The organism is Pararhizobium sp. IMCC21322, from assembly GCF_030758295.1.
Classification (GTDB): domain Bacteria; phylum Pseudomonadota; class Alphaproteobacteria; order Rhizobiales.
Map to the genome: position 1 here is coordinate 1,474,712 of NZ_CP132335.1, position 17,821 is coordinate 1,492,532.

The window sequence follows — 17,821 nt, forward strand, 5'->3', positions numbered from 1 at the left end:
CATGGAAAGTTTTCTGGTTCTCTCCTTCGTTTTCCTCATTGCCGGCGTCATCGCCGTGCCGATTGCCTCCCGTCTCGGCCTCGGTTCGGTTCTGGGCTATCTCATCGCTGGCATTGTCATTGCGCCTTTGCTGCAGAATCTGGGTGTTGATGTCATCAGTCTGCAGCATTTCGCCGAGTTCGGTGTGGTGATGATGCTCTTTCTGGTTGGATTGGAACTGGAGCCACGCCTGCTCTGGCAGATGAAATCCAAACTGCTTGGCCTTGGGGGCCTTCAGGTGGGTTTGACAACCCTGTGTGTGATGGCCATCGCCATGCTGTTTGATCTGTCCTGGACAGTATCCCTTGCCGTTGGTTTGGTGTTTGCTCTGTCCTCAACAGCTATCGTTTTGCAGACGCTTAATGAAAAAAGTCTCATGAAATCCGATGGTGGAGAATCCAGCTTTGCCGTGCTGCTGTTTCAGGATATTGCTGTTATTCCCATGCTGGCCTTCATTCCTTTGCTGGCCCTGCCTGAATTTGCAGAAATTGCCCAAAACGTCGATGTGGCTGGTCACGGGACCGAAGCTGCGGGCGCAGACAATGGCGATCACGGGTCCGGTATCAATCTGGTCGAAGGGTTGCCAGGCTGGCAGCGTGCTGTTGTAACTATAGCCGCTATTGCAGCCGTTATTGGGGGCGGTTCCTTTCTGACCCGCCCCATCTTCCGCTTCATAGCCATGGCCAAGCTGCGGGAATTGTTTACCGCGACCGCGTTGATGATTGTTATTGGAATCGCGCTGCTGATGTCATTGGTTGGTCTGTCGCCAGCCCTTGGTACCTTCCTGGCCGGTGTCGTTTTGGCGAACAGCGAATATCGTCATGAACTGGAAAGTGACATCGATCCCTTCAAGGGATTGTTGCTCGGCCTGTTTTTCATGACGGTCGGTGCTGGCATTAATTTCGGTCTGCTTTTTGCCAATTTTGGCGCGATCATCGGTCTGACAATCGGCTTGATAGCGCTGAAGGCAGCCGTTCTTTTGGTCCTGTCCTATATTTTCAAGATCAACGGCTCCGATCGTTGGCTGTTTGCGCTTGGCCTTGCGCAGGCGGGCGAGTTTGGCTTTGTGCTGCTGTCTTTCACGGTCGATAACAACGTCATCCCGGAAGCGATTGCCGATCAACTGCTTCTGATCGTTGCTCTGTCAATGCTGCTGACGCCGGCATTGTTTATCCTCTACGACAAGGTAATCGCGCCGCGCTATGCGGTTGCGCAGACCAAAGAGCCGGATGATATCGATGAGAAGGGCACAATTATCGTTGTTGGCCATGGCCGATTTGGTGGCATCGTCAATCGCATTCTCATGGGAGCGGGCTTCAACACTGTGGTTCTGGATCACAGTTCTGCGCAATTGGACGTGCTGCGCAAGTTCGGGTTCGAGGTGTTTTTCGGCGATGGCACACGCCCTGACTTGCTGCATGCCGCAGGTATTGAAGACGCCAGCATGTTGGTTATTGCCATTGATGATGAAGAGCAGGCAACGGAACTGGTGCACTACATTTCCAAAACCCATCCCCACATCCACATCTTGGTACGCGCTCGTGACCGCAATCACGTCTATGAACTCTACGGTGCCGGTGCCCGTGATATCATCCGCGAGACATTTGACAGTTCTGTGCGTGCCGGACGCTCCGCGCTCGAAGCGCTGGGGTTTCATCCCTATGACGCTGAGCGTCAGGTGCGTGATTTTGTGGACGGTGATAAAGAAGCTCTGCGCCAGTTGGCTGAGCTGTATGATCCCGACATACCAATTCACCAGAATGAAGCCTATGTAGCGCGCGCCAAGGAAATTGGCGCAGAACAGGAAGCCTTTATGCGCGGTAAATCAATGGCATTTGCCAGCCGCGCAGATCGCGGCTGGGTTCCGCCCACATTGAGCGATGTTGAAGCAGAGGCTGAAAACAACGATGGCTGAGGCCGGTCCTATTTGACGGGCTTTTCCGGTTTGACCTCTGTGCCGCTGAGCCGCCCGACATATTCAGGCAGCATCGGTACATAGTCTTCCGGGCCATCACCTCCGGCTGCATGTGCGGCTGCATAAAGGTTCTTCACCGCATTGCCGACAGGGTTTACCATACCGGCATTGTCAGCCATGGATTCCAGATAGCGCATATCCTTGAATGCATTGGACAGGGTGAATTTATGCGCCTCGCGATTGCCCTCCATGATGTAATCCATGAAGGTCTGATAGAAGCCGCAATCCATGCGGCTGCCGCGAATAACACTGTCAAATTTCGCGGGTGACAGACCCACCTTGCTGGCCAGCGCCAGGGCTTCAGAGTAAATCGCGCCATACCCGAGCGACAGGAAATTATTCAGCAGTTTCATGCGGTGACCATCGCCAACGCCGCCAATATGCACAATTGTTCCCGCCCAGGCTTCCACCACCGGCTTGATACGCGCAAAGACCTCATCCGCTGCACCGATCATCGCACCCAATTCACCGGCTTCCGCCTGCACTGGCGTGCCGCCCAAAGGCGCATCAGCCAAAGCAATATCCAAATCCGCCAATTGTTCGGAAAGACTGGCAGTGGATGTCGGGTCGGAGGTTGAGCAGTCAACAATGACGGAGCCCGGTTTCAAACCTTCTTTCAGCTCACGCACAATGGCCTCGACCTGGGGCGAGCCCGGCGCACAGATGAAAACAATTGAGGATTTTTCGCCAAGTTCTTTCAGCGATCCGGCCTCGGCCGCTCCGCGTTTGACAAGATCTTCGACCGGCTCCCGATTGCGGTGGCCGATAACGGTCAAGGCATAGCCCTTTTCGGCGATATTCTTCGCCATGCCATGCCCCATCAGGCCAACGCCTACAAAGCCAATCGTTTCGTTCGAAGTACTCATAATATGTATCCTGTCTGCTGATATTTGGGCTAGCGATTCCTATAGCGCGTTTTCATGCAAATTTCCTATCGCGCAACATGGCGGATGAAGTCTGAATGGCTCGGTGCATCCGGTTTCAACTGGCCTTCTTTTGTAAAATCATCGTCACTGTTGAAGTGAAGCCGCGGTAAAGTGTCGTAATCTGCAATGATGTCAGGATGATCTGCCAACGTCTTGCTGAGCCGCTGAGCCAATGCGTCTGCCGCGATATCCTTGTGATAACTGTGCACGCCACTGACCGTAATCGGGCATAAAACAGAAAATCCCAGATAGCGCAGTGCCTGGGAAAGCGGCCAGAGCAGCATCTGGGCATTGCCTTCCTTGCCATCCGGCGCGCTTTGCACAGCTGAGGAACCGGTGGTCACGCAAAACAATGCCGACTTGTGGCGACAGCGACCCGTGTCAAAGCGCTCATCGGTGTTGTGCATCGCGCCATTGGCCAGCACCCGGTCAAACCAGCCTTTCATGATGGCGGGCGGTCCGAACCACCACATGGGAAAATGGAAAATGATGCGGTCAGCCGCTTCAATCTTGGCGATTTCAGTTGCAACATCGGCAGGCAAAGTTTTCGTTGCAGCGGCTGCTTCCTGCGCACGCAGAACATCAAAGGGGTCCGTATCAAGCTGCTGGTAGTGATCTGCCCGCTCTACCGGATCAAATCCCATGGCAACGAGATCAGACACTACAACGTCCTGGCCAAGCGCTGCACTTGCCGCACGAGTAGCCTCTGCCCATTGGCCGTTGAACGACTTTGGGTCCGGGTGAGCCAGAACAATCAGGGTCTTAACCACGCATTTCCTCCTTAGCCAAATCTTCAAAGGAGTTTTGACATGGTGCAAAAAACCTGTCTGTTTATGCCCGAAGAAGCCTCGGGAGTCGCGCCAATTTTGATCCGTATCACTTTCCACATTGGCTTCATACAAATACAGAAATGGCCCAGCACGTGACCCTTTCAAATGAAATCCTGCCCGCAATGCAGCGCGCCGTCGGCGTCGGTCGGCTGTCGGTCAAGCAACTGGATGGCCGAACCCGTATCAACCGGCTTTATCAGGAAGGCTGCGCGAGAATCCGCATCCCCAAAACCTATCACGGAACCGCTCTGGAAGCCGTCATCATCAACACATCTGGTGGCGTAACAGGCGGCGACCGCATGAGTTGGTCTTTTGAGGCTGGCCAGAACACACATCTGATGGTGACCACGCAGGCCAGCGAGAAAATCTATAAATCCTCAGGTGGTGTTGCCGCAAACACAGTGGCGTTGAAAGCGGATCAGGGCGCGCGTCTCGCCTGGCTTCCACAGGAAAGCATTGTCTTTGACCGCGCCGGTTTTTCCCGAACCATCACGGCTGACCTTGCCGAAGGTGCCGAGGCGCTCTTTCTGGAGCCAATAGTCTTGGGTCGTCGTTCCATGGGAGAGCGCGTTGAAAGTGCCGATCTTCGGGACAGGTGGCGCATTTCGCAATGTGGCCAACTGATCCACGCTGAAGACTTTTGGCTCAACGGCGAAATTACCTCCATTCTGTCGCAGAAAGCAGTCACCGGTGGTCAGACCGCCTTTGCCACACTCCTGTTTGTGTCGCCCCGCGCGGACGGTTTTTTGAACGAGGCCCGTCAGTTGATAGGACCCAATGGTGGCGTCTCCTGCTGGAATGGCAAGCTTCTTGCTAGGGTTATGGCTGAAGACAGTTTTCAACTGCGCAAAATACTGTTGCCGCTGGTCACCTTGATGAATTTTGAGGCGGACCTGCCTAAAGTTTGGTCAATTTAAGAGCCGAATGTGAACTTGTAAGGGATCTGGAATGAATTTAACCCCTCGTGAAAAAGACAAGCTGCTTATTTCCATGGCTGCCGAAGTCGCCCGAAAGCGCCTTGCGCGCGGCGTGGTGCTGAACCATCCCGAAGCCATTGCCCTGATCACTGATTTTGTTGTGGAAGGCGCGCGCGATGGCAGAAGCGTTGCCGAGTTGATGGAAGAGGGCGCCCACGTTCTCACCCGCGCGCAGGTTATGGACGGCATCCCCGAAATGATCCACGACATTCAGGTAGAGGCAACTTTTCCAGACGGCACCAAGCTGGTCACCGTGCATGAGCCAATCCGCTAGGATCTGAAGAAAACAAGCATAAAAAGGAAACGCCATGATCCCCGGAGAAGTCATTACTGCCGCAGGTGAGATTGAGTTGAATGCCGGTCAGCCGACCAAAACCATCATGGTTTCCAACACGGGAGATCGCCCGGTTCAGGTTGGCAGCCATTATCATTTTTTCGAATCCAATGAGAGCCTGTCCTTCGAGCGGGAAACAGCGCGCGGGATGCGGTTGGACATTGCACCTGGCTCAGCCGTGCGCTTTGAGCCGGGACAGACGCGGGAAGTGACACTGGTGCCGCTTGCCGGAACCCGCACGGTCTACGGCTTCAATCAGAAAATTATGGGAGCACTCTGATGCCCGCAAAGATTTCCCGTGCGGCCTATGCAGATATGTTCGGCCCTACCACAGGCGACAAGGTGCGGCTGGCGGACACAGAATTGTTCATTGAAGTCGAAAAAGACCTGACCACTTATGGTGAAGAGGTCAAATTCGGCGGCGGCAAGGTCATCCGGGATGGCATGGGGCAATCTCAGGTGACACGCGCGAATGGCGCTGTGGATACGGTCATCACCAATGCACTGATTGTAGATCATACCGGCATTTACAAAGCGGATATCGGCCTGAAAGACGGGCGCATTTCCGCTATCGGCAAAGCTGGCAATCCGGACACGCAAGCAGGCGTCGATATCATTATCGGCCCGGGCACAGAAGCCATTGCCGGTGAGGGCAAGATCATCACCGCAGGTGGTTTTGACAGCCACATCCATTTCATATGCCCACAGCAAATCGATGAAGCTTTGATGTCCGGCCTCACCACCATGCTTGGTGGCGGAACTGGTCCGGCCCACGGCACGCTGGCCACAACCTGCACGCCGGGGCCCTGGCACATCGCGCGGATGATTGAATCCGCTGATGCATTTCCAATGAATCTGGCATTCGCCGGCAAAGGCAATGCCTCTCAACCCGGTGCGCTGGAGGAAATGCTGCTTGGTGGTGCCGCCGCCCTGAAACTGCATGAAGACTGGGGCACGACACCCGGCGCGATTGATTGCTGCCTGTCAGTGGCCGATGAGTATGATGTGCAGGTCATGATCCACACCGATACGCTGAATGAATCCGGCTTTGTGGAAAATACTGTTGATGCCTTCAAGGGCCGCACCATCCACGCTTTCCATACAGAGGGTGCAGGTGGCGGTCACGCGCCGGACATTATCAAAATCTGCGGACTGCCAAACGTTATTCCATCCTCCACTAACCCGACCCGGCCCTACACGGTCAACACCATTGCCGAGCATCTCGACATGCTGATGGTCTGTCACCATCTGGATTCAAATATTCCGGAAGATGTAGCGTTTGCTGAAAGCCGTATCCGCAAGGAAACCATCGCTGCAGAAGATATCCTGCACGATATGGGCGCGTTCTCCATCATTGCATCTGACAGTCAGGCGATGGGCCGTGTCGGTGAGGTGATCATCCGCACCTGGCAGACCGCTGATAAAATGAAGCGCCAACGCGGTGCCTTGCCGGAAGAAACCGGTGATAATGACAATATGCGCGTGCGCCGTTACATCGCCAAATACACCATCAATCCCGCCATCGCGCATGGCATGTCCACTGAGATTGGCTCACTGGAGGTTGGCAAACGCGCTGATCTGGTAATGTGGGACCCGGCCTTTTTCGGCGTGAAGCCGGATATGATCCTCATCGGCGGTACAATCGCTGCCTCTATCATGGGTGATCCGAACGCTTCCATTCCGACCCCGCAGCCGGTGCATTTCCGGCCCATGTTTGGCGCATTTGGAAAATCACTCACCAACTCCTCGGCAACTTTTGTGTCGCAGGCCGCCATCGACGACGGGTTGGCTGGCAAGTTGGGCATCGCCAAGGAATTGCTGCCGGTGATCAACACAAGAGGCGGCATCTCAAAGGCGTCCATGATCCACAATGATGCCACACCGGATGTGGAAGTTGACCCGGAAACCTATGAAGTGCGCGCCAATGGCGAGTTGCTGACCTGCGAGCCTGCGGACGTGCTGCCCATGGCACAGAAATACTTTCTGTTTTAGGCGCGTGGCATAAGTGGAACCGGTACTGAGCGCACTAACAGCTTGTTGTCGTACATTGTGAGGTGATATTGAACGTCACCCACGCAAACGTAACCAACTGAATTGACGGATAAAAATGATCTATCTCATTGCTACACTGAAAATCAAACCCGGCTCCCTTCCACAAATCATGGAAGCGGTTACGCCCTGCATAGCAGCTACACGGCAGGAAGCCGGTTGTATTTCCTATGATCTGGTTCAAAGCCTGACAGATGAAAACACAGTGATGTTTGTCGAGCGCTGGAAAGACAAAGCGGCACTGGATGCACATTTTCAGGAGCCACATTTGATTGCCTGGCGTGCAGCCGGCGAACCCTTCTTTCTGGGCCGAAAGCTCGAAATTATCGAACCTGCTGATGTGGAAATTCGCTAACTTGGGCTGACCAGGTGAAGTCGTGTCTGGCTCGTGTCGAGGCTCGTCAACGCATTACGGGAGAACAATTCTGGTGATCCGCGCTACTCATTTCATCGATCATGTTCATGATGCGGCCGATACAATTACGCTGGACGAAACGGCTCGGCACAGGCGTCGCCTCAAAATGCAGTCCGACAGTGGCATCTCATTTCTGCTTGATCTGCCGGAAGCAAGATTGCTGCGTCATGGTGAGGGGCTGGTGCTGGAAGATGGTAGGGTGATTGAAGTGCAGGCTGAACCGGAGCCGCTGTATGAGGTGCGGGCGCGTGACGAAAAGCACCTTCTGCAACTCGCCTGGCAATTGGGCAACCGGCATCTGCCAGCGCAGATTACTGCGGACAGTATTCGCATCCGCGCTGACCATGTCATCAAGGCAATGCTGATTGGCCTTGGTGCAAAGGTGGCTGAAATAAATGCGCCGTTTGATCCGGAGGGCGGCGCTTATGGTCAGGCCGACAATACGCACGACCACAGTCACGGGCATCATGCCCACAGCCACGATTGAGGATGTTGTAATGTCGGCTGAAGGCATTGGGTTGATCCGCCTGTTAAGCTGGTTGTCGCCGGTTTTTCCAACAGGGGGCTTTGCCTATAGCAACGGGCTGGAACGGGCTGTTCATGATGGCCTTGTCGGCAGTGAAGCGGAATTATGCGACTGGCTGCGCAGCATCATCACCCACGGATCTGCAAAGAATGATCAGATATTCCTGGCGGAGAGCTGGCGGCAAGCTGCTGCCAAGGAGACCTGCCAACCCGTTGCTGAACTGGCAATTTCGTTGGCTGGCAGTAAAGAACGGCATCTGGAACTGACCGCACAAGGTGAAGCCTTCGTGCTGGCCGTCGATAACTGGGAGTTTGAAACGCGCCCGGATTTCGCAGAATTATATCCTCTGCCGGTGGTTGTCGGTGCTTATTGTGCCGTGGGGGGCGTGGACCTGAAAACTGCCTTGATCGGTTATCTGCAGGCGATGATATCCAATCAATTGCAGGCAGCCATTCGCTTATCTGTGCTCGGACAGTCTGGCGCGGCGCGTATTCTGGCCGCGCTGGAGCCAGATATTGCCGGTTTATCAGCCGCAGCCGCTGAAACGACATTGGATGATCTTGGAACTGCGGCCATCAATGCCGATATCGCCACCATGAACCACGAAACACAAAGGGTCAGATTGTTCCGCTCATGAGTGATGACACTTATAAAATCGGCAAGGAATTGTCCGAAAGCCTTAATCCGGGCATGGAAGACGCGTTGCGTCAGCGTTATGGTCACCTTGTGCCCGGCATGGCGGAGTCCGTCGTGGATTTTGCCTATGGCCAACAATATGCCCGCGAAGGCCTGGATCTGAAGACCCGCTACCTGGCAACTATTGCAGCGCTCACAGCACTTGGAAGCCAGACCAAACCCCAATTGAAAGTCAATATTGCTGGCGCTCTGAAAGCTGGCGCAAGTCAGCGTGAAATTGGCGAAGTGATCTGGCAGATGGCGCTGTATGGCGGCTTTCCAGCTGCGGTCAATGCGCTCAACGCGGCGTTGGAAGTTTTCGAGGACGAAACAGAATGAGCAACTCTCAAAACGGTCCGTTGCGCGTTGGCATTGGCGGGCCTGTGGGCACTGGCAAAACCACACTGACCGCCGAATTGTGCAAGGCGATGCGTGATAAATGGTCCATCGGTGTCATCACCAATGACATTTATACAAGCGAAGATGCAGATGCGTTGGTGCAGCTTCAGGCGCTTTCCGCAGACCGCATCATGGGTGTGGAAACAGGCGGCTGTCCGCATACGGCCATTCGTGAAGACGCGTCCATCAATCTTCATGCCATCCGTGAGATGAATGAGCGCCATCCTGATCTGGATGTCATTTTCATTGAATCTGGCGGCGATAATCTGGCGGCCACCTTTTCGCCGGAACTGGCGGATTTGACGCTTTATGTCATTTCTGTCTGTCAGGGCGGAGATATCCCGCGCAAAGGCGGCCCTGCGATCACGCGTTCAGATTTGCTGATCATCAATAAAACAGAACTGGCGCCCTATGTTGATGTTGATCTGACGCAATTGGAAGCGGATGCCCATAAATCTCGCAGTGGTCGTCCGACAGCCATGACAGATCTGCGTAGTGGCAAAGGATTGGAAGCGGTGATCGGTTTTCTACAGGATTCCGGTGGGCTATAGCTAGAAAAAGCGATTTCTTAAAGTATCTGCGCGCTGTCTGAAGCAGAGAGAGCAAGTTCACTTTGGTGCAAGTTTTGAACGTTGTATTTCTAGTCCTTGTGAAGCGCTTAAGGAAGGCATCCATCACGCAGTTGCTGTCGATCCGCCAAAAGCCAATTGAAGCATGTATGGCTAGCAGAGCAATTGAAAGTGGGTGGAGTGGAGGAACTGGATGACCGCTGGTCGCATCAGCCATATGTCCTGATTTCTTCCTGTCGGACGGCTAAACATTGGAACCCCGTTGGGGCGGGACAATAAACAAATGCAGCGTATTACGTGATAACTGTTTGATCGTAAGAAGATTCATGGCGCATCATCTGACATGGATCTTCATCAAAGCAAAGCGGTGACACATGGACATTGCTTAAGGAGAGGTGATTGTTATGGATGTTCTGCGGCCAAGCAATGACAGCCGGGAACTCGTCAAGCACAGTCGGCAGATGAACTTTGCCATGCTTCTTGTCGTTGCTATTGTAACAGTGGGTTTTCTAACACAAAGCACCAGCAGATTGGACCGAGCTATAAGCCAAGCGGAAACTATCCAAGGTATGATTGGGTACATCATGGATGAAGTCCAAACCAGCCAAGAGATTCCCAATCTGTCCCGGCTCCTTTTGGGAGCGGTGCCACGCGCTGACACAGCGCTGCAAACTTTCGATATCACGTTCACACGGGCTTCCCCAAGCCCCTTGGAAAATTCGGCATTACCCACCTCGCTGAGGTGCCGTGCGACCGTCGATTTATCTTACTATTTCTACCCAGATCGTAAATTGGGGGCACAAAACATCAACTTCACAGACGAAATGTCTGGCGAGTATTCTCTTCTCTTATCGACTTTCGGGGCGGGTGGACAAAGTTGGTCGAGCACCCCGAGATTGCCGAAAGATCTTGCTGAACTGGAGGTGTTCTGGAACGTCTTTGCGGAAACTGGGGAAGCAGTCCGTATGACTAATGTTAAGCCGCAACTTGCTTATGCCGAGTTGTATTCAGGCGAAACCGATACCAGTGTTTATTACGTTGCTGAGTCGTACCTGCCGGTTGAAGAACCGCTCAATGAACGCTTGGTAATGCCAGGGTTAAGTCAGTTTCAAGAATATTTCGAACGGCCTGACGGCGAGATGATGCCTGATTTTCTCCGGAAGTTACCCCCGATGATAAGCGAACCTTGGGTCGAACACGACGTTGACGGGTTTACACAATCGGAGTGCATCAATCTCGATGCAACTCTATGGCCAGGGTGGATAAGAATTCCTGCCGAATACAACTACGAAACAACCAATTGGATAGGCGCTTGGTTTGAGCAATCCGATGGGGCGGGCTACGTGCAGGATAACTTCCGTCCACATCGCGAAAAGTTCAAATCTGTTTTCCAGGAATTGTCCGTAGAGACGAGCGGCTTAGAAAGTCTGACTTTCAGTGATGCACGAAAATGGTTGAGAACGAGGGCTGTCGCCTCAAAGCAGTCTGTTGAGGTCTTCGGCGTAGAGGTGCCGGGGGAACTGCTTCGAATTACTGGTATTTCTCTGATTGTAATGATGCAATTGTATACAACAATTCATCTATTGGAAGCCAAACGACGCCTGGCTATCAGCGAATTGGGTGATCCAGGGGCGTTCGAACCTTGGATCGTGCTCTACGATTCGCCTATAGCAAGGTATGCTGCGACGGCATCGTATATTGCACCCATCGGGGCGGCTATTCTAGTTTTCATCAATGTTATGCAAAATGAAGGGCTCGAGAGTTGGGGCGCTCTAATTGCCGCCTTGGGGCTGTTGGTAGCATTTCTGCTTGGTTCGATTTCTACCCGGGAGGCAATGGGTATCCGCCGCGAGGCACATAGGCACCGTTTAGGACGCAGTTGAACTGCCATGATTCAAAAATTCCAATAAAACAGAACTGGCGCCTTATGTTGGTGTTGATCTGACGCAATTGGAAGCAGATGCCCATAAATCGCGCAGTGGTCGCCCGACTGCCATGACAGATCTGCGTAGTGGCAAAGGACTGGAAGCGGTGATCGGTTTTCTACAGGATTCCGGTGGGCTTTGAGCAGGGTATTGGCCGGTTTGATGGGTTGCAGCGCTCCCCGCCCGAAGCAGGGAGCGCAAGGCCATTTTGGTGTAAACAACCTGCCGCAAAAAATGCAGCCTGCCCATAATAGAGTCGCTGCAAAAATTTAGCCAAAGAATTCGCTGAAATTTTCAGAGATTGCCAAAATAATGGGCAGTTTTAAATGTTGCTCATTAAATATGCGGTGTTGTGCTTGTTCCTGGAGCTTTTTGAGTGACCGGTAGCCTGCAAATTCCGGTAATCACTTTAATCATGAGTCGTTTAAGTATTTGAATTTATTGATTAAAAAATAAAGCCGATATTTTTGATCTGTGTTTGGCATGGCACTTGCAAACTTTAGTGCGGTGTAAACAAACCTGTCGGAGGTATCATGACTGGTAAACTTAAAACTCTCGCTTTGGCGTCCCTAGCGTCAACCATAATAGCAACGGCGTCTTTCACTGCCAATGCTCAGGAAACAATTAAGGTCGGTGTTCTGCATTCACTGTCCGGTACAATGGCGATTTCCGAGACAACTCTGAAAGACGCAATGTTGATGCTCATTGACGAGCAGAACAAAAAAGGCGGTCTTCTGGGCATGCAGCTGGAAGCTGTGGTTGTTGATCCGGCCTCTGACTGGCCGCTCTTTGCTGAAAAAGCACGTGAGCTGATCGAAGGCGAAGGTGTTGCGTCCGTATTTGGCGCTTGGACATCTGTGTCCCGTAAATCGGTTCTGCCAGTATTTGAGGAGTTGAACAGCCTGCTGTTCTACCCTGTTCAATACGAAGGTGAAGAAAGCCAGCGCAACGTATTTTATACTGGCGCTGCGCCGAACCAGCAGGCAATTCCTGCGGTCGACTATCTGATGGAGAACGAAAGCGTTGAGCGTTGGGTTCTGGCCGGAACCGACTATGTCTATCCGCGCACAACCAACAAGATTCTTGAAGCCTATCTGCAGTCCAAAGGTGTGGCTGCTGAAGACATCATGATCAACTACACGCCATTCGGTCATTCAGACTGGCAGACAATTGTTGCTGACATCAATGCATTTGGTTCCGCTGGCAAAAAGACAGCTGTTGTCTCCACCATCAATGGTGATGCCAATGTTCCATTCTACAAGGAACTCGGCAATCAGGGCATCAAAGCGGAAGATATTCCGGTTGTTGCTTTCTCGGTTGGTGAGGAAGAACTGGCTGGCCTTGATACAACACCGCTTGTCGGTCACCTTGCGGCCTGGAACTACTTCCAGTCCGCAGACACCGAAGAAAACGCTGAATTCATCGAAAAATGGAAGACCTTCATTGGTGATGAAAACCGCGTAACCAACGATCCAATGGAAGCTCACTACATCGGTTTCAACATGTGGGTCAAAGCGGTCGAAAAAGCCGGTACAACGGATGCGGATGCCGTTATCGATGCCATCATTGGTGTCTCCGTACCAAACCTGACCGGTGGCTTCTCAGCCATGATGCCAAACCATCACATCACCAAGCCTGTCCTCATTGGCGAAATCCAGGAAGACGGTCAGTTCGAAACTGTTTGGGAAACCTCCGGTCTCGTTGTTGGCGATGCATGGTCTGACTATCTGCCGGACTCCAAGGATTTGATTTCCGATTGGCGTGCGCCGATGTCTTGCGGCAATTTCAACACGGCTACCGGCCAGTGCGGCGGTAAAGGTGTCAACTAAATCCTGACCGGATTTAGCAGACTTTTCCAAAACGTTTCCGGGCGGAATTTCTGTCCACTTCGCCCGGAAATCATTCAAAACCTCCCATGTTGAAGGCCTTAAAAGCGTGTACCGCAACTCAATTCTGGCACTGCTGACTGTATGGTGTCTGTCGCTCTTTGCGCCTGTCGCAAACGCACAAGAGCCGGATCTCCAGGCAATTGTTCAAAAATTCGCAACATCCAAAAATTTCAATCAGACCAAAGCCATTGTGGCAGAGCTTGCCGAGACAGGTGATGCATCAGTTGCCGGTGTTCTGAACGCGCTGTCAGATGGTGCTGTGTATTTCCGCAAATCTGACAGACAGGTGTTCGTGGTTCCGGGAAGCGGGAATACGCTGGAACTGTTCGACCCTCTCACTGGGGAGGCAGCCGGCGAAGCCGGAAAACGCGAGCTCAAGAAAGTCAGAGTCAATAATTCACTTCGGCGCAGCATCAGAGATGCCATTGGTGGCCTCACACTGGCGTCGGCAGATCCGGCGGTTCGTCTGAATGCTGCAAACATTTTTGCGGCAAACCCGGATGTGGATGCGCTGCCGGCCATTGAAGCCGCGCTGGAAAAGGAAACCGATGAAACAGTTGCCATGCGCCTGCGTCAGGCTCAGGCCGCCGCAACTCTGATTTCCGACCGATCACTGGAAGAAAAGACAATCGCCGTCAGGGTCATGACCACGCTCGGCAATCGGGAGGCACTGGCTTTCCTGACCCGCTTTGAAGCACAGGCCGAGGGTGAGCTGAAGACCCTTGCAGTCAGCGGCATCACCAAGATTGAGAAATCGCTCAAGCTTTGGGGCATGGGTCAGAATATCTGGTACGGGGTCTCGCTTGGTTCTGTGCTGCTGTTGGCAGCCATTGGTCTTGCCATCACATTTGGTGTGATGGGCGTCATCAACATGGCCCATGGCGAGATGGTCATGCTGGGAGCCTATACAACGTATCTTGTGCAGGAAATTATCCGCAACTCCATGCCCGAACTCATGGACTGGTCGCTGCTGATCGCGCTGCCTCTGGCCTTTATGGTGTCGGCTCTGGTTGGGCTGGTTCTGGAACGCGGTGTTATCCGCTTCCTCTACGGTCGCCCGCTGGAAACTTTGCTGGCAACCTGGGGTGTATCTCTCATCCTGCAACAGGCGGTACGAACCTTGTTTGGCCCCAGTAATCAGGAGGTTTCAAACCCCTCCTGGATGTCCGGCGCCTTTGAGGTCGGCCTGATAACAATCACCTGGAACCGCCTCTACATTCTCATTTTTGCGCTTTGCGTGTTTGCAATATTGCTCTGGGCTTTCAACAAAACATCGCTGGGTCTGCAAATGCGCGCTGTTACGCAAAACAGACGCATGGCATCGGCCATGGGTATTCGCACTCCATGGGTTGATGCACTGACCTTCATGCTTGGCTCCGGCATTGCCGGTATTGCTGGCGTGGCTCTCAGCCAGATTGACAATGTGTCGCCTAATCTGGGCCAGAGCTACATCATCGACAGTTTCATGGTCGTGGTATTTGGCGGGGTTGGCAATTTGTGGGGAACGCTTGTGGGTGCCTTGTCACTCGGGGTCTTCAACAAATTTCTGGAACCCTATGCAGGCGCAGTGCTTGCCAAAATCCTGGTGCTGATTTTCATCATTCTGTTTATTCAGAAGAAACCGCGCGGCCTGTTTGCACTTAAGGGACGGGCAATCGAGACATGATTTTAACGCACTTCCTCAAAAAGGGCCTCACCTGGCCTATCACGTTGACCATTCTGGTCATTCTGGCCGCGGCCTTTGCGGTTCCCTTCCTGAACCTCTATCTCGATACAGCTCATCCGCTACATATCCCCAATCATCTGGTGGGTTTGTATGGCAAATATCTCACCTATGCGCTTCTGGCTCTGGCCCTGGATCTGGTCTGGGGCTATTGCGGCATTCTCTCGCTCGGGCATGGCGCATTCTTTGCGCTGGGCGGTTATGCCATGGGCATGTATCTCATGCGCCAGATTGGCCCGCGCGGTGTCTATGGTGATCCGATCCTGCCCGATTTCATGGTCTTTCTGAATTGGCAGGAGTTGCCATGGTTCTGGCAGGGCTTTGATAATTTCTGGTTTGCCGCACTGATGATTGTTCTGGTGCCCGGTGCACTGGCGTTTGTTTTTGGCTGGTTTGCCTTCCGCAGCCGGGTCACAGGCGTATATCTGTCAATCATTACCCAAGCCATGACTTACGCTCTGCTGCTGGCCTTCTTCCGTAATGATATGGGCTTTGGCGGCAATAATGGCCTGACTGATTTCAAGGATATTCTGGGCTATGACATTCAGGCCAGCGCAACCCGCGCCGGACTGTTTTCCGCAAGTGCCATCGCATTGGCGCTGGGTGTTCTGATCACGGCGGCCATTACCAGTTCGCAATTCGGCAAGTTGATGATTGCTGTGCGGGATGCGGAAAGCCGGACACGGTTTCTGGGATACCGTCCTGAAATGGTCAAGCTGTTCGCCTTCGTAGTGTCCGCTATTATGGCAGGCATTGCCGGTGCGCTCTATGTGCCGCAAGTCGGCATCATCAACCCGGGAGAATTTGCCCCGGCCAATTCCATCGAAGTGGTTGTCTGGACCGCTGTCGGCGGACGTGGAACCATTATTGGGCCCATCATTGGTGCCCTGGTGGTAAATGCTGGCAAGAGTTGGTTTACCGGTGCTTTCCCGGAATATTGGCTGTTCGCGCTGGGCGGCCTGTTTATTCTGGTAACGCTTCTGTTGCCAAAAGGCATTGTCGGCACTGTGCGTGATGGTTGGGCAAAACTGCGCCCCGCCAAGCAACAACCGACACAGGATGACCAAACTAAAACGGCTGAAAATAAATCAGGCAGCCAGCCTCAGGCAGCGGAGTAGGTCATGACCGAGAAAACCAATTCATTGCTGTATCTGGATGGCGTGTCCGTTTCATTTGACGGCTTTAAAGCCATCAATAATCTGTCGCTGGTGCTGCAGCAGGGCGAAATGCGCGCCATTATCGGCCCTAACGGGGCTGGTAAAACCACCATGATGGATATCATGACCGGTAAGACGCGCCCGGACATTGGCGATGTCATTTTCGCTGGCGAAATTGATCTGACCAAGCATGATGAAGCCGATATTGCCACAATGGGCATTGGCCGAAAATTTCAAAAGCCGACGGTCTTTGAAGGCCATACAGTCGAGGGTAACATTGCCTTGGCGCTGGCTGGAACACGGGGCGTTATTGCCACGCTGTTTCACCGCCGCAGTGAAACGGGGGAAGGGCGCATTCGTCAGGTTCTGGATACGATCCGCTTGTCTCACTTGCGCGGAAATACAGCGGGCAACCTCAGCCATGGTCAAAAGCAGTGGCTCGAAATCGGCATGTTGCTGGCACAGGATCCCAAACTCCTTCTGGTGGACGAGCCGGTTGCGGGTATGACAGATGCCGAAACCGAAGCAACAGCGTCCTTGCTGCGCGACATTGCCGAGGATCATTCGATTATTGTCGTGGAGCACGACATGGGCTTCGTTCGCGAATTGGGCGTCAAGGTGACGTGCCTTCACGAAGGCTCGGTGCTCTCGGAAGGTTCATTGGACCATGTGTCAGCCGACCCAAAAGTCATAGAAGTTTATTTAGGACGTTGATGATGCTGACTGTAGATAATGCCGTTCTGCACTATGGAGCTGCCGAGGCGCTTCGGGGTGTGTCCATGGAAGCGGCTTCTGGCCGCATCACTTGTGTTCTGGGCCGTAATGGTGTGGGCAAGACCAGTCTGATGCGTGCTGTCGTGGGGCATCATCCGCTCACCTCCGGCAAAATCAGCATGGAAGGCAAGGTGCTGGGCAAATCGGCCTCCTATGATCGCGCCCGCTCGGGCATCGGTTTTGTGCCACAGGGGCGCGAAATCTTTCCCCTGCTCAGTGTTGAGGAAAATCTGGAAACCGGATACGCCGCTGTCAAACGCGCATCGCGCACAATTCCGACCTATGTGTTTGAACTGTTTCCGGTTTTGAAAGACATGCTGCACCGGCGCGGTGGCGATTTGTCAGGTGGGCAGCAACAGCAACTGGCCATCAGCCGGGCGCTGGTAACACGGCCAAAACTTCTGGTTCTGGATGAACCGACGGAAGGCATTCAGCCGTCCATCATCAAGGATATTGGCCGCGCCATCCGCTTCCTGCGCGATGAGGAAGGCATGGCCATTTTGCTGGTCGAACAATATCTCGATTTCTGCCGCGAACTGGCCGATGACATTTACATTATGGATCGCGGCGAAGTGGTTCACACCGGCGATGCTGCAAGCCTGGACCGGGACGATGTACGCCAGCATTTGATGGTGTGAG

At 53.3% G+C, this 17,821-nt stretch carries 18 protein-coding genes; 16 read left to right on the plus strand and 2 right to left on the minus strand.

All coding sequences use genetic code 11. From position 1 onward, the window contains the following. Position 1: 1 nt before the first annotated feature. Positions 2-1,954 carry a cation:proton antiporter gene (locus RAL91_RS07140; protein WP_306260952.1) on the plus strand — a complete coding sequence of 651 codons (1,953 nt, stop codon included), beginning with the start codon at positions 2-4 and terminating at the stop codon, positions 1,952-1,954. A gap of 8 nt (positions 1,955-1,962) precedes the next feature. Here the strand turns inward: RAL91_RS07140 and RAL91_RS07145 are convergent, their stop codons facing one another. Both RAL91_RS07145 and RAL91_RS07150 read right to left on the minus strand, forming a co-directional pair. Continuing rightward, positions 1,963-2,883, minus strand: a complete 921-nt coding sequence (locus RAL91_RS07145) for an NAD(P)-dependent oxidoreductase (RefSeq protein ID WP_306262830.1) — start codon at positions 2,881-2,883, stop codon at positions 1,963-1,965. A 62-nt stretch (positions 2,884-2,945) separates the two neighbouring features. Next, positions 2,946-3,710: an NAD(P)H-dependent oxidoreductase gene (locus RAL91_RS07150; protein WP_306260953.1), complete on the minus strand. Its 765-nt coding sequence runs from the start codon at positions 3,708-3,710 to the stop codon at positions 2,946-2,948. 182 nt (positions 3,711-3,892) lie between these two features. Between RAL91_RS07150 and RAL91_RS07155 the strand changes: the two genes are divergently transcribed. The 15 genes from RAL91_RS07155 to urtE all read left to right on the plus strand — a co-directional run bounded on the left by RAL91_RS07155 (position 3,893) and on the right by urtE (position 17,820). Then, entirely contained in the window at positions 3,893-4,687 is a 795-nt protein-coding gene (locus RAL91_RS07155) for an urease accessory protein UreD (RefSeq protein ID WP_306262832.1), read from the plus strand. 31 nt (positions 4,688-4,718) lie between these two features. Continuing rightward, positions 4,719-5,021 (plus strand): urease subunit gamma, encoded by a 303-nt coding sequence (locus RAL91_RS07160; RefSeq protein WP_306260955.1) that lies wholly within the window; start codon positions 4,719-4,721, stop codon positions 5,019-5,021. Positions 5,022-5,055: 34 nt separating this feature from the next. After that, on the plus strand, positions 5,056-5,361 hold the full coding sequence (locus RAL91_RS07165) for an urease subunit beta (protein ID WP_306260957.1): 306 nt from the start codon (positions 5,056-5,058) through the stop codon (positions 5,359-5,361). Beyond that, a complete protein-coding gene (gene ureC / locus RAL91_RS07170) occupies positions 5,361-7,073 on the plus strand; it encodes an urease subunit alpha (protein WP_306260959.1) in 1,713 nt (570 codons plus the stop codon). Before RAL91_RS07165 ends, ureC begins: the two co-directional genes overlap by 1 nt. A 115-nt stretch (positions 7,074-7,188) precedes the next feature. After that, positions 7,189-7,485 (plus strand): putative quinol monooxygenase, encoded by a 297-nt coding sequence (locus RAL91_RS07175; protein ID WP_306260961.1) that lies wholly within the window; start codon positions 7,189-7,191, stop codon positions 7,483-7,485. A 73-nt stretch (positions 7,486-7,558) separates the two neighbouring features. After that, positions 7,559-8,032, plus strand: a complete 474-nt coding sequence (gene ureE / locus RAL91_RS07180; protein ID WP_306260963.1) for an urease accessory protein UreE — start codon at positions 7,559-7,561, stop codon at positions 8,030-8,032. 10 nt (positions 8,033-8,042) lie between these two features. Continuing rightward, on the plus strand, positions 8,043-8,708 hold the full coding sequence (locus tag RAL91_RS07185; RefSeq protein WP_306262834.1) for an urease accessory protein UreF: 666 nt from the start codon (positions 8,043-8,045) through the stop codon (positions 8,706-8,708). Then, a complete protein-coding gene (locus RAL91_RS07190) occupies positions 8,705-9,085 on the plus strand; it encodes a carboxymuconolactone decarboxylase family protein (protein WP_306260964.1) in 381 nt (126 codons plus the stop codon). The genes RAL91_RS07185 and RAL91_RS07190 overlap by 4 nt, the downstream gene beginning before the upstream one ends. Then, entirely contained in the window at positions 9,082-9,696 is a 615-nt protein-coding gene (gene ureG / locus RAL91_RS07195; protein WP_306260966.1) for an urease accessory protein UreG, read from the plus strand. Before RAL91_RS07190 ends, ureG begins: the two co-directional genes overlap by 4 nt. 422 nt (positions 9,697-10,118) lie before the next feature. Further along, complete coding sequence (locus RAL91_RS07200; protein WP_306260968.1) at positions 10,119-11,597, plus strand: hypothetical protein; 1,479 nt, start codon at positions 10,119-10,121, stop codon at positions 11,595-11,597. 575 nt (positions 11,598-12,172) lie between these two features. Further along, positions 12,173-13,468, plus strand: coding sequence for an urea ABC transporter substrate-binding protein (gene urtA / locus RAL91_RS07205; protein ID WP_306260970.1), 1,296 nt, complete (start codon positions 12,173-12,175; stop codon positions 13,466-13,468). A 106-nt stretch (positions 13,469-13,574) separates the two neighbouring features. Continuing rightward, complete coding sequence (urtB, locus tag RAL91_RS07210) at positions 13,575-15,194, plus strand: urea ABC transporter permease subunit UrtB (protein WP_306260973.1); 1,620 nt, start codon at positions 13,575-13,577, stop codon at positions 15,192-15,194. Next, positions 15,194-16,369 carry an urea ABC transporter permease subunit UrtC gene (gene urtC / locus RAL91_RS07215; protein ID WP_371932531.1) on the plus strand — a complete coding sequence of 392 codons (1,176 nt, stop codon included), beginning with the start codon at positions 15,194-15,196 and terminating at the stop codon, positions 16,367-16,369. Before urtB ends, urtC begins: the two co-directional genes overlap by 1 nt. A gap of 3 nt (positions 16,370-16,372) precedes the next feature. Further along, positions 16,373-17,122, plus strand: coding sequence for an urea ABC transporter ATP-binding protein UrtD (gene urtD, locus RAL91_RS07220; protein ID WP_306260975.1), 750 nt, complete (start codon positions 16,373-16,375; stop codon positions 17,120-17,122). Between the two features lie 2 nt (positions 17,123-17,124). Then, complete coding sequence (gene urtE, locus RAL91_RS07225) at positions 17,125-17,820, plus strand: urea ABC transporter ATP-binding subunit UrtE (RefSeq protein WP_306260977.1); 696 nt, start codon at positions 17,125-17,127, stop codon at positions 17,818-17,820. The last annotated feature ends 1 nt before the right edge of the window (position 17,821 follow it).

What these genes read in the sequence shown, in the direction of transcription:
- RAL91_RS07140 (WP_306260952.1), top strand. Translation starts at nt 2, where the DNA reads ATGGAAAGTTTTCTGGTTCTCTCCTTCGTTTTCCTCATTGCCGGCGTC.
- RAL91_RS07155 (WP_306262832.1), top strand. Translation starts at nt 3,893, where the DNA reads ATGCAGCGCGCCGTCGGCGTCGGTCGGCTGTCGGTCAAGCAACTGGAT.
- RAL91_RS07160 (WP_306260955.1), top strand. Translation starts at nt 4,719, where the DNA reads ATGAATTTAACCCCTCGTGAAAAAGACAAGCTGCTTATTTCCATGGCT.
- RAL91_RS07165 (WP_306260957.1), top strand. Translation starts at nt 5,056, where the DNA reads ATGATCCCCGGAGAAGTCATTACTGCCGCAGGTGAGATTGAGTTGAAT.
- ureC (WP_306260959.1), top strand. Translation starts at nt 5,361, where the DNA reads ATGCCCGCAAAGATTTCCCGTGCGGCCTATGCAGATATGTTCGGCCCT.
- RAL91_RS07175 (WP_306260961.1), top strand. Translation starts at nt 7,189, where the DNA reads ATGATCTATCTCATTGCTACACTGAAAATCAAACCCGGCTCCCTTCCA.
- RAL91_RS07185 (WP_306262834.1), top strand. Translation starts at nt 8,043, where the DNA reads ATGTCGGCTGAAGGCATTGGGTTGATCCGCCTGTTAAGCTGGTTGTCG.
- RAL91_RS07190 (WP_306260964.1), top strand. Translation starts at nt 8,705, where the DNA reads ATGAGTGATGACACTTATAAAATCGGCAAGGAATTGTCCGAAAGCCTT.
- ureG (WP_306260966.1), top strand. Translation starts at nt 9,082, where the DNA reads ATGAGCAACTCTCAAAACGGTCCGTTGCGCGTTGGCATTGGCGGGCCT.
- RAL91_RS07200 (WP_306260968.1), top strand. Translation starts at nt 10,119, where the DNA reads ATGGATGTTCTGCGGCCAAGCAATGACAGCCGGGAACTCGTCAAGCAC.
- urtA (WP_306260970.1), top strand. Translation starts at nt 12,173, where the DNA reads ATGACTGGTAAACTTAAAACTCTCGCTTTGGCGTCCCTAGCGTCAACC.
- urtD (WP_306260975.1), top strand. Translation starts at nt 16,373, where the DNA reads ATGACCGAGAAAACCAATTCATTGCTGTATCTGGATGGCGTGTCCGTT.
- urtE (WP_306260977.1), top strand. Translation starts at nt 17,125, where the DNA reads ATGCTGACTGTAGATAATGCCGTTCTGCACTATGGAGCTGCCGAGGCG.